The sequence below is a fragment of the Paenibacillus sp. P4_A7 genome, from assembly GCF_056402455.1.
This window is the reverse complement of the sequence record NZ_JBFUHJ010000101.1, coordinates 1-15825: the sequence shown is the minus strand read 5'-3', so window position 1 is coordinate 15825 and position 15825 is coordinate 1. Positions and strand designations below refer to the sequence as shown.

Genomic DNA, 15825 nt, shown 5'->3' with positions numbered 1-15825 from the left:
ATGTATGACTAGGGTTGAATTCTCCATTCAATGTTGCATTACCCAGCTTGAGATTCGCATCATATACCATATTCGGTGCGTTTGCGATTGTCTTTACACTAATATCGTCTACGCCCAAGTTAAACTTAGCTTGGCCGGAGTCCCAAGGAGCAAAAGAAATAAAGCCGCTTGTATAGGTTGAGTCTTGCCCTGCAATTGTCATAGTTCCGTCAAGCGTTGCGGATATAGTACCTCCAGCTACAGTGATGGATAACGTATGCCACTTGCCAGTGCCAGTGACTGCTTTAAATAGGTCAGCAGGCAGATCAGCACTTGTCGATCCCTCTATTTTGGTGTTCGTATGGGTAGCATCACTATTTTGATCTGCACGGTATAACTCCATTTTATTGTTGCTTTTATTAAAAGCAACATTGTATCCAGCCGGTTGGTATGTCATTTTCCCAGCGTGAGTACCGGATTTGACGATCGGCTGCGTATTAACAAAGAAACGTAATGGATGTGCAGTGTCTGTATAATCACTAGCAAGCGCAAATTTCAAATCAAGCGTGTAATTGCTCCAATTATGCGCAGGCGCCTCTTCATAATACAGGGATGGTTCATTATTGACGATCATAATATTATTGCTGTCATTTGGTGTATCTTTCTTCGGGTTCGCAATAACTTTCAAATTCGGATTAGTTCCCCAGAAAGTTGTAAAACCATTTTTATTAAATTCTGCAGACTGTCCGGTATTTGTAATTGCTTTCTCGGTTGTCGGCATACCGTTCTCAAAATCCCAGTTGATTAATGTAGCAGGTACTACTTCTACCGGTGGCGTATAAGGTGGTACTGAACCCACACTCGGTTGAAGCGGTACTACTGGATCAGCGTCTACACCACCGTAAACATCGATTAGATCGTAGTAGGACATACCAGTATTTTTGCCTGGAGCGCCAGTGCTATCGTAATTTCCCATTCCAATATATTTGAATGACGCTCTATCGAGTGTTGTTACCTCTTGGTCATTAATATAAAGTGTAACTTTGCCGGCAATAGAGTAGTCAAACTTAAACTGATGCCACCCAAAACTACGCGGTATAGTTGTTAACTTTTCAGTCGTACCATCAAGATAAGTGAAATAGTCTCTGCTAGCATGACCGTTAATTCCAAGCCCAACATGTTTGGCAGAAGTATTGTCATCAACTCTCATGTAGGATTGACCTCTAACATCCGAATCGTTTAATCCTTCATTGTAGTCATTACCGGCATAATCACGACGTTTATCGAAGAACCAACCAGTTACGGTTTTGTTTAAGTTGTGGTCGAATGTTCTACTGACTGCAACCCCGTCTGAATTCCCTTTCGCACCACCGTTAATGAACAGAGAATAATGACCGTTGAACGGACCTTCTGCTGTATACGCGGTGGAAATAACAGGATTACCTTTTTCAATTGACCATTTTGTTGTGTCAATCTCTCCGCCTTCAAAATCATCCGAAAAATAGCTATCCGATTGTAATTTCGGCGAGTTTGGATTATACAATTCAGAAGTAAATGGAAACTCTTGACGGTTAATACCGATACGGTCATATTCCATCTTCGAATTGTCAAACGAATAATAGAGACGCGGACTATACGCTGACGTTGGATAATCGCTGTTTACGTTATCTACATAAAATACATCACCATTTTGAGTCGGTTCAACACGTAAATTAGCACTTTGATTGTTAATACCTTCGATATTAGAAAGATAAGTACCTGTAGCGCCCATAGCCAAGTCCATACCATGAACCGTATTAGGATCGCGGACGTCGGCTGCACTACCAATATCAGAAGTTACAATTTGATTAAAGACATTACCCGCCTTGGATTCACCATATGGCTGACCTGTTGCTGGATTGATAGCCTTTGACGGGTCCTTTGTATTGTATTTTCTCTGTACATCGTTGCCTTTGAAGAGAGCTCCAATGAATATAGCACTATCCTCAGCAGTATCTTGCTCCGCATCATGCACATAAATATATTCGAAACGGTTGCCGTAGTTATACACATCTCTCACCGGGTCAAAGTTTGGACTAGCACTAGGCATAGTCTGTGCCTGACCAACAAATGAAATTGCACGTCGTGGAGCATAGTAAATTTCGAGGTTCTTAAAATGGCTAAAACCTGTATTCATTACTTGTAATCCAGCACCAAAAGCATTGACTTGTCCAACATTGTGAATGGACAAATTATAGAACGTATGGTTGTTATTGTATTTTCCAACTCCTGGATAACCGCCATCCGTATTGATACCGCCCATACCCGTGTTTTCGATAACAAGGTTTTGGAACGTATTGTGCGAATTATCGCGCCAAACAACGATTCCAAATAGTCCCATATTAGTAATTCGGCTGTTTTGAATAGTAATATTATTAGTATTAATCAATGTGAACCCGCCATGCATATATGCAGGACGAACAGCATAGTCAGAATAATAGGGCTGTGTACTGCCCGCTGCCTCTGGTGGTGGGTTTGGAATTGCTGTACCGCCAGCATACCAAGTTTCACCATAGCTCCAGCCATCTACAATATAATTATCTGATTCTGTAGCTTCGAGAGTGAATCCGTCGAAAGTGATATGGCTAACTTGTTTTGCAAGATCCGGTGCTTTGCCCCAATCCGCAATTTCCGGTTTATCAGAGCCTTGCAAACGAATAATTTCCTTCGTCGTCGGAACTACGATATTCAAGTTGTTCATATCCTGAGCACTTGTTACTCCGTCAGCTGCCGTTGGATAGTAGTAAAGCCAGCCTGTTTTTTTATCATAGTGATACTCGCCAGGCGATTCCAAGAATGAAATATTTCCTTGCAAGAAATAACGAGCATTGGCATTAATGTTGTATTTTGTAATATACATTTCAGGATGCGCAGGATCGAACGGTGAATACATCATAGAATTCGTTGTATCGATTCTGTTAATAGGAAGAGTGTTAGACTCAAAAGCATATCCTCCACAGTCAAAAACAAAAAGTTGAGCAATTTCTGCAACATTTGCGACTTGAGCTTTTACTAGTGCATCTATTTGAGCCGGAGTCAGGTCGCTTGCTTTGTAACCCATATCTTTGTTTGAACCGCGGGTTGACTCGAAATAGGGGCCATTCCACGATGGGAATTCAGGATCCTCTACCTTATTGGGCGTACGGGCCATGATCGCTTTTTCGAAGCCAATATTATCTTTTTGAGAGCCAATATAAAGTTGGTTGAAGTTATATTGTTCAGGATCAAGTTTAACTTTATATACTTTACCCTCCGCAGATTGTGGCAATTGACTTAAATAATCTGTACCATCTACATCTGCAGCACTCGTCTGCTCCCATCCACCTGTAATAGGTTCGCCGCCAATTAAATGCGCGCTTCCAGGAACTCCTAGGCTTTTATAATGAACCTGGTGTTCATTAAAACCTGAATCCCGTTCGTCGAATTTCAACGGGTCATGAATGTAATAATCGCCCGGTGCAACAAACACATTAATGTCGCCAGTCATCGTTTGATTGATTTGACGAACAGCTTGTTGAGCTTTTGCAATGGTCAGAAACGGGCGCTCATAAGTCCCATCATTATCGTCGCTGCCTGTTGGAGATACAAAAAACTGTGCGTAAACATTGTTTCCTGCCGCATTAGCGCTTACATTTTGAATAGAGCCAAGGATAGGGCTGAAAATCAACGTAACATATAAAAATACATGTAATATTTTTCTAGGAATAGATTTACTCATTCCATCGTCCCCTCACATTCTGAAGTATCTTTTCGAAAACTCGCAGGGCCTTCATGCTTGCCCTCAACGCCCCATACTAGTGTGTTGTAAATTTCCTTGTTATGGAACAGCMCCGGTCAAATGCCGAGACTGTTCACATCGTCCCAGTGTTCCTTAATTTATAAATTGTACATACTGCAAGAATCTCTTCAGCATTACGGCCACTTCCGCTCGGCTTGCATCAGAAGAAGGGTCCAGCTTTTGGCCAGATTTACCGGAAATAATTCCGACGTTGACACATTGAGCGATTGCCGGCCTTGCCCAAGCGCGGATAGATGCTTGATCCGCAAATTTAGACAATACCCCCTCGTCTGAATCGCTTTCAGCTATGGATTTGCCCGCAGCATTAATGGCTCTGGAAATCATAAACGCCATCTGCTCACGTGTAATCCGGGCTGTCGGCCGGAAGGATCCATCTTCAAACCCTTCAATAAGCTTGGCTTCTACTGCGGCGCCGATTGATCCCGCATACCAATCCGAATTCGACACGTCGGAGAAGGATGCTTTCGCTGTCGCTGGGGTTAGGCCTAGTGACCGAACGAGCATAGAAGTAAATTCCGCCCGGGTAATCCGGCTGTCTGGCGCAAAGCTTGTGTCACTTACCCCGCGTACGATCAGCTTCGAAGCAAGAAGTTCGATCTCTTGTTTCGCCCAATGTCTGTTCACATCGGTAAAAGTTTTCTTGGAAGAAACGATCGCGTACACGCTGTTTCCGTTTCGCTTCAAAGTTGCCTCTATCTTCCCATTCTCCGTCTTGAATATTGCAGGCACGAATGACAGTTCATTCGTTTCCGGATGATAAAGAACGGCTGTCAGTTCGGATGTATTTACGGCTTGCGGCACGACGATTACGCGCTCTACATATCGGGTTCCGAAATTGTTAACTGCCACTTTTCTTCCGTTTGCTTCAGCTGTAATGCTGAAGTCGAATGCTTGTCCAAGTTGTGATATTCCTTCTTGTTGAATCGCCGCATCAAGCTTTTCGCCTGCAGCTCCTGTTACTTGTTCTATGTTTAGGCTAATGATCATTTCATCTTCTTTTACACCTAGCTCTTGAGCCAAAGATGCAATGTCAAGCAATGTAACGGGTAACCTGTAATACGCTTGCTCGCCTTGAATCAAGATGGAAGCATCCGGTGCGATTTTAGCAGCTTTTGCTAGCACCACAGCGGAAATTTCGATTTTACTTACAGCTTCCGTACCCTTTAAAACGATAGTAACCGTTTGTGCATCTTTATGATTCGGATCTAATAATTCGAAGGCACTGATAAGAACCTCAGGTTTGATAGATACCTTCTTAGTCGCTTTTCCATTCTCGTTTATTTGGGTTACATGGACCAAAGCTCCACCCAAAGTCACGCCCGTATCCGTAATCTCCGGTTTTGGCGTTGGAATTACACCAGAACCTTGCCCAGATGATGGCTGCTCCGGATTTACCGGCGCGGGGCTTGCCTTGACTGTTACATCGAAGGATTTCGTTTCCGACGCCTCGCCTTTAATGATCGTAGCTGTCAACGTAACAACTGCATCATTTTGGCCGTTCGCCGGACGCGTCACCTTACCGTTATCGGCAACCACGCTTGTATCGCTGGATGCCCATGTGATCAATGAGCCGCGGGAGCCTGATAATGGCAGATTCACATCCTGCGTCACCGACGTCGTATTATCGCTTCCCGCGTATCCAATTTCCAGCGCAGCTTTTTCTGCAGCTACGTCTTCAGCATCTGTGTTTGGCTTCAAGCTTTCTGCTTTCACCGTTACATCGAAGGATTTCGTTTCCGACGCCTCGCCTTTAATGATCGTAGCTGTCAACGTAACAACTGCATCATTTTGGCCGTTCGCCGGACGCGTCACCTTACCGTTATCGGCAACCACGCTTGTATCGACGGATGCCCATGTGATCAATGAGCCACGGGAGCCTGATGTTGGCAGATTTACATCCTGTGTCACCGACGCCGCATGATCGCCTTCCGCGTACCCGATTTCCAGCTCCGCTTTATCTGCTTCAACATCTGGTGCACTCGGATGTAMTGTAATCGCCTTTACAACTAACTCGAACATTTTCTTTTCTGTTACTCTTCCTTTGGTAAGCGTAGCAGTCAGCTTTACAATCGCATCCGCTTGACCATATGCAGGACGTGTCACCTTACCGTCAGCAGCAATAACACTCGACTTGCTAGACGTCCACGTAATTTCAGAACCATGTGAGCCTGCTAATGGCAGATTGATATCCTGTGTTACAGAAGCTGCACTATCTTCGACTGCAAAGCCAATTTCCAATTCTTCTTTATCTGCATTAACATCTGGTGCATTCGGGTCCTCTTTAAAGACATTAATTTCTGCGGCAGTCACCCAGCCGTTAAATGCTTCTTCACCTTTTAGCATAATGTATTTTGCCTCTACTGCCTTAAATTCTGCTGTTTTTTCAGCAGGATCTTGACCCCAAGTACCAGAGGCTGCCTCAACAAAATCAGTACCATTAGAGCTTACATAGATAACATATTTCGTAATTCTGCCGCTTGGCGAATCTTGCCTTGGCAAATATTTCAATTTGTTAATTTTGTAGCTAGTACCAAGGTCCAATGTAATCGATTCTGGAACATGCTTTGGCGTCCACTTGGTATGCCAGAATGTGCCTGGATCTCCATCAATTGCACGATTTGCTCCATTAGCTGCTTCTATGATCTCCTCACTCGTCGCCGTAGCTGTCATTCCAGATTGAGGGATCAAATTAGGGTCTGGAGGTTCTGGAAGTTCCGACATTCTCTGCTTGCGCAAACCGATATCATCACCGTAAACGACACCTGAGCCTGCAGAAGTTTTCGTCAAATAAATCGTTGCACTTATTTGATTCTCATCTGTTGTGAATCGAATAAAAACATGCTTCCAACCATTTTTCGTATCTGTAACTTTCTCTTTCAAGTCTTCGTTACCTACTCGAATACCCATCACAGCTTCTTCACCTGCTGAAACCTTTGTCCAGCCTGATAGCTCATATGTTGTATTCGGGTTTAATCCTGTCACCAATTGTTCAATACCATTCATACCCGGTCCGAACAAAACGGAGCCATCTGCAGTTCTCGTCGTTGCGTACTGATCGTTCAGGTTGAGCATTGGTGAAAAATGATATTTAACATCCTTGCTGCCTGTTAATTCCCAACCATCCAAATCTGCTTCAAATCCATAGTTTCTAGCAAGATTGCTAAACTCATGTCTTGTTGGCGCAAATACAGGATACGGCGGATTTTCAAAATTATGACCTGCTCGACCAAATTGGTGTTGATCGTATCCTTCTTTCACATTTCCTTCTACATAAGCATGAATCCCAGGCTGAGCTTCCCAGTGGAACTGTACGCCTTCCTCGACGATATTGTTAGAAACCTCGTTGTTATACTTGTAGTCAGTGGAAAGCACTATAATTCTTGGTTTGGACTGATTATTGTAAATAAAGTTGTGATCTGTACGACCACCGATGTAATAGCTCGTTCTAGCATTCCATGCAGTGTTATGATGGATGAGGAAGCCATGTGTATTCGAGTCAACATAAACGCCTAGTTCACAGCTCTTACAATCCTGACTATCCATATCATGAATCCAGTTATATCTAATTTCCGTATTTCCGCCATCAACCCGCGCAAAGTATATCCCGCCTAGATCGTAGCTTAACTTACCTGTTCTGGAAATATCGTTATATTCAATAATGGATTCAGTAAATTTTTCTCCGCCAATTACGGATCTTCCCGTGTTGTAAAGCGTGTTGTAGGATACTAGATGGCGCTTACCGCCAGCCAATGCAACAGTAGCATTATAAGTGCCCATATAATCTGTTTCATGAATTAAATTATTGATAACGTTATTATTTGTTCCTCTAAGAACGATACCGTTTCCAGAGCTGTACTTGATTTCGCTATCTCTAATGGTATTATAATTACCATCCAAATCAATACCGGTATCATCATATGAATACGCTTTCTGGAGCCCGATCGTATGTGATAAATATTTGGCATTGATCCCTTTAATCATATTGTAGCTTCCGTCTTTAGTCGTGATAGAACCGCCGATCGTGTTAATGCCTTCAATATGGATATAAGAACGTCCAGTTAAGTCTACAGCATATTTTCTCTTTTTCGCTTCTACGGTTAATTCATTCGGATCCACGCCGCCAGGCGCCCAAAGATAAAGAGTTGAAGTAAGGGCGTCGTAATACCATTCCTTCTGCCTATCAAGCTCTCCCTTCACGCCAGCAATCATATACTTTCCTCCTGCAGCCGGATTCGTATATTGATCCGACCATGGGAGCTTGTCAAAATATATTGTCGATCCTATGGAACTTTTTACTTTCACCGATTGCGTAGACCACCAGCCTTTTACAATCACCGTAGCTCCAACCCAGTAATTATCGGGCTTGTTAAGACCCGTGTCTGTAATAGACGTAGGCGTTCCACTTTGCATTTTGGACCATCCTACATCAAACAAGTCTAAATCATTTGTCCAATTGGTGTTTTGCGCCAAACGCATCATTTCACCGTTTACGAATATCTGGTTGCCGTCTCCTAGACCCAAGTTCATCGGTGCCTTGTATACACTTCCCGAATCTAGCGTCCAACCTGTAACAGGGTCACTTCCGCTAATAGTTACAGTTTCGTTTGGAAACGCTTTATATTTTATGGGATCAAGAGAAGTACCGTCAGTTATCGGTGCGATCGTTTCATTATAAGTACCGCCGCGCAAGTATACGGTATCCCCTGCCGTTAGAGCACTTGAAGCTTTTTGAATCGTCTTAAAAGGCTTGTCTATCGTACCAGAATTAGAATCGTCTCCTGTTGTGGAGACATAATACGTATTGCTGGCTGCTTTAACTGACGGCGTCATTGTCGCAACCCCGTTAATACTCAGAACAAATGCTAGAACGATTGCTAACTTTTTAAACATGCTGTTACCTCCCAAAAATTCTTTAGTAAGTAATTATCTCAGTAAGAAGAACCGTCTTACTCCGGATTGGGATTGGACGGTTCCAGTTTTAAAGAGTTAACAATTATTTTCCATTTGCTGATTTCCATGCATCGATTTGCTTCTGAGCATCTTCAATCAGCTTGTCTAAGCCTGCTTTCTTCAAACGCTCCAAGTATTTAGGGATCATAACCTCAGGGTCTACTGTACCGGTCATCATGGCAGGAACCATTTCACCCATGATCGCATTCACTTGAGCATATTCTTGCTTCAAGGAATCCGGATTGTACAGGAAGCCTAGCAATGGAGATGTCGCGGAAGTTTCGTTTAATGTTCTCATCTCATCCATTGAAACAGGCGTTTGATTATTTTGATAATCATTAAAAATATTTCCGTATTCCCAGTTAGTTCCCGGAACATACCCGCTATCCGGTATAAGCTCCATTGTGTCGTTGTCTACTTTTTTATAGTGCTTTCCTTCAATTCCATTAGAAATTAAACGGAACAGTTCTTTATCCGAATACAGCAAGTCAAGCAGCATCATCGCTCTTTCCGGATTCTTGCTCGTTCTGGAAATCGCCGTCATCGTTGCAATAACTCCGCCGGTATTGACATAGGCTGGAGCGGCGTCGATTACGACTGTAGGATTTCCTTGTTCAGTAGTAGCTGTCTCACTGGCACCTGGACCCCCTCCACGACTCCACACCGCATATTTTCCGGATTTAGCCTCTGCTTTATAATCTTTGCGTGATATTGCATCTTTCTTGATGTACCCCTTCTGATACCAATCTCTGTACACTTTCATCAAATCCATGAATTCCGGGCTTTCCACACCGTCGTATACTTTCAAATCCTTGTCGTCTACGTTGATCATCAACGGGAACATACTATTGCCTTGAACAGCAWCGATTGTAAAGCCAGACTCCATATTGAATAATTCCGGGAAGCTTGTCATTGCAGGTAGGTACCCTGTCATACCAGGTTCGCCGCTTTTTACTTTCTCAAAGAATGGAGTCAGATCGCTTGGTTTTTTTACGCTAGTCACATCAAAACCATACTTATCGACAAGTTCTTTGTTAAAAGCAAGACCTCTAGCGATAAAATACGTTTGATAATTCAATGAGCCATAGATTTTACCATCTACTTTGGTAGCGTCCCAATACTTTGCAGGAACCTGCTCTAATATATTTTTACCGTATTGCTTCAGCAAATCATCCAGCGGTACGTATGCGCCGCCCAAAACATTAGACGCATAGTTATTCGCCCAAGAGGATGTAAACGCCAGATCGTACGTTTCGTTCGTCGAAGTGATTACTTTCATTTTCTCATCGAAAGCACCCCAATCGATGACGTTTAACTTCAACGTTGTATTGATCTTTGCTTTTAAAATTTTGTTCACTTCATCCATTACAGCCTGGTGATCCGGTTGGACCGTACCTACTGTGTACCATGTTAATTCAACTGGCTCCAGCTCCGGCGTTTCCTTTGATCCCGTGTCCGTTTCCGTTGCACTTGATGATGGGCTTGCAGTTTCTTTCGGTGTAGTCGTCTTTGATCCACATGCGCTGATGAGCAAAGATAAGGAAAGGATCATGGTCATGCAGATTAATAACTGTTTTCTTAACATTTGTATACCCCCTGTAGTTAATATCTATTGAAACTGCATTCGCAGTAACAATCAAGATCCGATGACTACCCTTTTACTGAGCCGACTGTAATCCCTTTTTCGAAATACTTCTGAAAGAATGGAAAGACAAACATCATAGGGCCTGCAGCCAGTACGGCAAGCGCCATTCTCACCGATAAATCAGGCAACGATACTTTGTTAACCATCCAAGGCGGAACAAAAGCACTCTTAAGGAAGTCCATATTCGATTGGATTTTGAACAGCATATATTGCAAGGAAATAATCTCGGTATTGTTCTGAATAAACATTAAGCTTAGGTAGTAATCGTTCCAATAGGTGAGCAAGTAGAACAAACCTACAGTAGCAAGACCAGGTTTGGCGATTGGAAGCACGATTTTGGCATAAACCACAAGCTCGCTTGCCCCATCGATTTTCGCAGATTCAATAATCGCCGGTGAAATATTTGCAAAAAATCCTTTCATCAGCATGACAAACCACGCGCTGACCAGATAGGGAACGATTAAAGCGAATATCGTATCCTTCAGATGCAGTTGGTTGACTACCAAGATGTACCATGGGATTAATCCACCGCTAATGAGCATCGAGAAAAACACAAAGAAAGTCGTTTTTGTCGCATAAGCATAGTCTTTTCTAGAGATGGCATACGCTAGCATAGATGTAATCAATAATCCGACGACCGTACCTACAATCGAAACGATGATCGTTACTAAGTAAGAGGTGAAGAGCTGCGTCGGATTATTGAATATAAACCGATACGCTGCCAGGTCAAAGTGTTCTGGGAAAAATGAATATCCATTTTTGAGGATATCCGCGTCGCTAGTTACAGAAACAGACAATACGAGCAACATCGGAACCACGCACAATAACGAAACGATGATCATCACGCTATGAATGGTTATGTTGAATAGCTTCAGCCGCATTTTATCTCACATCCTTAAAATAGTGCATTTTCTCTGTCATATCTTCTTATAATCCAATTAGTAACAATGACAAGGATAAAACCGACAACAGATTGGTAAGCGCCGGCAGCGGAAGACATCCCTAAATCTCCTACGCCTTTAAGTGATCGATAGACATAGGTGTCAATAACGTCTGTCGTAGAGTACAACAGCGATGAATCCCGCGTCAAATTGTAAAAAAGATCAAAATTTCCATAAAATATTTTCCCGATTTGGAGCAGCAGCAATAACGTGATTAATGGCTTTAACATCGGAAGGGAGATGTTTTTGATCTTATGCCATTTGTTGGCGCCATCAATATCAGCCGCATCGAACAATTCACTATCTATTCCTAATAAGCCGGTATAGTAAATGATCGTATAGTAACCGACGTTTTTCCACGTATTTGCACTAACAAGAAGCGACGGCCAGTAGGAGGCTTCGTTATACCATAAAACCGGTTCTATATGAAGCTTCTGAAGCAGCATATTTACTAATCCATGATCCATATCCAGTAAGGCCAGAAACACATAACTGACGACAACCCAGGATAGGAAGAAAGGAAAAAACATGACCGTCTGGTACAGCTTCACAAATTTACGTGACATCTCGTACAAGATCAATGCAAAAAAAATGGAAAATAGAAGTAATACTACGATGAAAAGCGCATTCAGTACAATCGTATTTCTGGTTATCCGTAATGCATCATCACTTGTGAAAAGGAATTTGAAATTTTCAAATCCCACCCATGGGCTTTTCCAAAAACCCAAATCGAATTGATAATCTTTAAAGGGAAGTACCAGTCCATAGAGTGGGATGTAATTGAAAATAAAAATAAATAACACGCCTGGAATCGTCAAAAGAAACAATTCCTTGTTTTTGCGGAAAGTACGCAAAGCCTTCAATCTCTTCACCTGCCTATAATTTTTGTGTGATCACCTACCTGGTTACTGAACTAAATATATCGGATCACCTGTAGCTTAGAAACTGACAAAAGTGCAGTTTACCCCGCTGTTATGCGAATTATAGGACTATCAATTTATCGAAAAACTGCCAAAACACAAAAAAAGCGGACAACCTGCGCTCATCGCACTGGGTTATCCACTTTTTTACACTCTTATTTTTCTTGAATGGATTTGATAAAAGCATATTCTTTAGGAGAGCATCCAAATTTCTTCTTGAACAATCGGTAAAAGCTAGTTTCGTTCGCAATACCGACCTTATCCATAATTTGTACAACACTTAAATTAGAAGTTTCCAGCCACTCTTGGGCACGGAGAATTCGTACTTCGTTAATATAGGATGCGACTGACATTCCCATCTGCCCTTTGAAAATTTGCCCAAGATACGTCGGTGACATCTTAAACAGTGTACCTAGCTTCTGTAGCGATAGATCAAGATCCGAGTAATTTTTCTGAATGCTATCCTTTATCGTCTCCACAATGACGTTATGTTTTTCATGAACTTGATATTTCTCCACGCTAATCATCCGCCGCAGTAGACTCTTCAACTCGTCATAGATTTCGTCTATCGTTTCCAAATCGATAAATTTGCTATACACCGCGTTGAAGTCGATTATGGACTGATTGTATTTGAAATCATTCATTTCGTATACGGTCGTCATAATGGTTCTGATCAATAGCATGACCGAAAAAGTTATGTGACTGCCCGCTTGTCCCGAAATTTCCTGCAGAATGGTAAACAACGTATCCTCGGAAGCGTCAAGATTGTTGGATTTCATTTCTTCGATAAGCTTCTTCTCCAGATGAACGGAATAGTTAAGTTCATGGCTTTTGTTTTGCTTATCAACCAAATCCGGAGTAATAATCGTATTCTTGCCCATAACATAACGATAATTCGAATTGCTCAGCGCGATATGATAGCTCTGGGAGAGCTCGTGTATTTCTTCAACAACAGACCCTATTGACACAGTTACGGAGAGACCCAGAAAGCTGGTAATATTATTTTGTAATTCTGAAATGGATAAATGAAGATCCCGATATAGGGTATCCTTGTCCTTAAGTTCGGAATACGCAATAATCGCAAAATGATCTCTTTTCATATCCAATGATTCATTCATGAACAGGTTTGCTACAGTTTCGGCAGAAATATTGACGATGGCATATTTGTACAATTCAATATCTCTACTGCTATTACTGTCTTTAAACGATTGATAATTATCGATTTTCACTACACAAACAATGAAATTGCCGTCCAAATCTAACGAAAGCTGACTGTGATCATATAAGATACTTAACTCTCTTTCACTAGCAGCCTCACTATCAATAAGCAAATTCCTCAAATAATAGTTTTTCAAAGTAAGCAGGTTATCCTGCTCATTACTTTGAGCCGTATTCACCAACTCAACGAACTTACTATACGACTTATTCAGGAAACCAATCTCATCCTGATTGGAGTCCTCACTCCCGTCTGCAATCAACTTCTCAGTGCTCATTCTCTGAACAAGACTGCCAATCGGTCTATAGATACGTTTGGATAACGTAAATGAAACGAGAATGCTGAGTGCCAGAAAAATAATCGTCATCAGCACAATACTCAGTTGAATTTTGTTCATATATTTTAATACATCCGAGAGATGTTGCGTTTTAACTAAGACCCAGTCCGCACCTTCAATATACATGTACGTAATGAAGTATTCGCGACCCTCGATTTGATCGATTAAATAGCCGTATTGCTCACCTTGCTCGATCGACTTCTTAATTTTACTGTTGAACAGTTGTAGGACTGGCTCTTGCATACTTTGGTCGATGCTGTCCCGATTAATGATTTGACGTTTATCGCTAAGCAAGAAAAACTCACCTTTTGCATCATTGGTGTTAATGGTCTTCAGGTTATTGATAACCAAATCCGCATTTACATTAACAAAAATAGAGCCGTCTAAGACACCCTTCGGACTGGCTGACTCATACATGACATAAGTAAATATATCTTCATTTTTTTTAGAATCTTGTCCTTTCCTCGCAATCGGTTCAAGCATCGGAACAGTCTTGTAGGTTTTAAGCGATTTCAACAATTCCTCATCTTCGTAGAACATTCCGTTATAGGTAGAGAAGAAGAGGTCTTCGTGCGGGTTATAGACATAGATAGATTGCACTAGCGGATTATTGTTAATAATTGATTTAGTCATTTTATTTAATGTCAGGTTAATGTCAAAAACTTTATTGTCCGTATCTTTTACATTCAGCAAATAGTCAGCTTCAGCACTAAAATATATCGATGAAATGAGATGCCTAACGGTTTCATTCATATACGTTATGTTATATTTCATCTGATACAACGTTTGTTTATTTAATGAATAGTTGTTCTCCACCACATTCTTCTTCACATTGTAATAGATCGTTGCGGAGAAAATGGTCACCAGAAGACAAATCACTACAGCGATCCATAAATACATTCCTTTAAAAAATTTTCTGTTTTTGAAAGAAGCTTTGCTCAGCAATTGTACTCCACCTTTCTTGCTCATCCGAAGTTCTAAGAAGTTTTTTTTATTAATAGCCAACTGGATAAAATCAACAAGAAGAAAACTGTGTCGTTTAAATCAGATCCACGTTTTCATAGCTACTAGAACAATAGTGGGTGAGACCCAGAAAGTCAAACATTATCTAAAAAAGGCAACTACGCCTCTCAATTTCTTGAGACGCTTAGCTGCCTTTTTTATTTAATAACTAATCATAATTTATCATTTACTTTTTTCGCAATGATCATAAATCGTTTGGAATTTGTCTGAATTCCTTTTCCGGTTTTATTATCAGTTATAAGTTTTTCGAGTATTTCAAAATCATTTTTATGTTTCCCGAAATCAGGAATAATCGGCGTGTGTTTCAGTAGAAATACTAAATCCTCGTACGTTTCGAAATATTCTACTGCTAAAATCCCAACCGTTTAATTGTCCGACTTCTTCGTAGAACTTCATATAATCAAATTTGTTCATATTTATTATCCACCCTTCAATGACGCTTTATTTAAAGTAATAGTCCTTATTGGTCAAAAGGGCAAACTATCCCCTTAACAGCTGGTACGCGTTTTACCCAGCCCGTGAACTAGTTACTTCGAACAAAGTGGACATACATCCCATTTCACCTCAATTGAAAGATTCATTAACTATAATTGATAATTAGGTGGGTGCACAAGAACAACTTCAAGCATTGCCAATTTCGTATTTAATCTCCCTATTGCAAAAAGCAGCAGTGTCATGTAAAGTGAACTTACCGAACGGTAAGTAAGTTGACTATTGGAGGGTGTTAATGAAATGAATATGACTTCAACGTATACTAATATTTTGGAAACTGGGTATCGCTTATTCGCTGAGCACGGCTTTGAAAAAACAAGTATGACCATGATCGCCAAAGAATTGAAAATATCAAAGCCTGCTTTGTATTATCATTTTGTATCAAAAGAATCCATTATTGATGTGCTTTTTGATGAAATATGCAAAAGTATTGGCTTTGACAACTTTTTCAATATCGAAGACTATACGAAAGAAAATTTTGAAG

Annotated in this window: 7 protein-coding genes and 1 pseudogene; 1 reads left to right on the top strand and 7 read right to left on the bottom strand. The window is 41.2% G+C overall.

The window, feature by feature from the left end; genetic code table 11:
* From AC1DWN_RS14875 to AC1DWN_RS14845, 7 genes and pseudogenes are all read right to left on the bottom strand, one after another.
* A partial coding sequence (locus AC1DWN_RS14875) for a right-handed parallel beta-helix repeat-containing protein (protein ID WP_477559681.1) occupies positions 1-3736 on the bottom strand: 3736 nt, incomplete at its 3' end.
* A 153-nt stretch (positions 3737-3889) separates the two neighbouring features.
* Positions 3890-8707, bottom strand: a complete 4818-nt coding sequence (locus tag AC1DWN_RS14870) for an immunoglobulin-like domain-containing protein (protein ID WP_477559680.1) — start codon at positions 8705-8707, stop codon at positions 3890-3892.
* 103 nt (positions 8708-8810) lie between these two features.
* Complete coding sequence (locus tag AC1DWN_RS14865; RefSeq protein ID WP_477559679.1) at positions 8811-10352, bottom strand: ABC transporter substrate-binding protein; 1542 nt, start codon at positions 10350-10352, stop codon at positions 8811-8813.
* Positions 10353-10417: 65 nt separating this feature from the next.
* Positions 10418-11293 (bottom strand): carbohydrate ABC transporter permease, encoded by an 876-nt coding sequence (locus tag AC1DWN_RS14860; protein ID WP_477559678.1) that lies wholly within the window; start codon positions 11291-11293, stop codon positions 10418-10420.
* Between the two features lie 14 nt (positions 11294-11307).
* Positions 11308-12216, bottom strand: a complete 909-nt coding sequence (locus tag AC1DWN_RS14855; protein WP_477559677.1) for an ABC transporter permease — start codon at positions 12214-12216, stop codon at positions 11308-11310.
* Between the two features lie 212 nt (positions 12217-12428).
* Positions 12429-14771: a helix-turn-helix domain-containing protein gene (locus AC1DWN_RS14850; protein ID WP_477559676.1), complete on the bottom strand. Its 2343-nt coding sequence runs from the start codon at positions 14769-14771 to the stop codon at positions 12429-12431.
* 230 nt (positions 14772-15001) lie between these two features.
* Positions 15002-15193 (bottom strand): annotated as a pseudogene (locus AC1DWN_RS14845) (SAM-dependent methyltransferase); the annotation flags it as partial.
* Positions 15194-15581: 388 nt separating this feature from the next.
* Between AC1DWN_RS14845 and AC1DWN_RS14840 the strand changes: the two are divergent.
* Positions 15582-15825 (top strand): TetR/AcrR family transcriptional regulator (locus AC1DWN_RS14840; protein ID WP_477559675.1); only part of this gene is annotated, 244 nt, incomplete at its 3' end.

Excerpts from the sequence above, each read along its gene's own strand:
- AC1DWN_RS14860 (WP_477559678.1), bottom strand. The coding sequence starts at position 11,293 with ATGCGGCTGAAGCTATTCAACATAACCATTCATAGCGTGATGATCATC.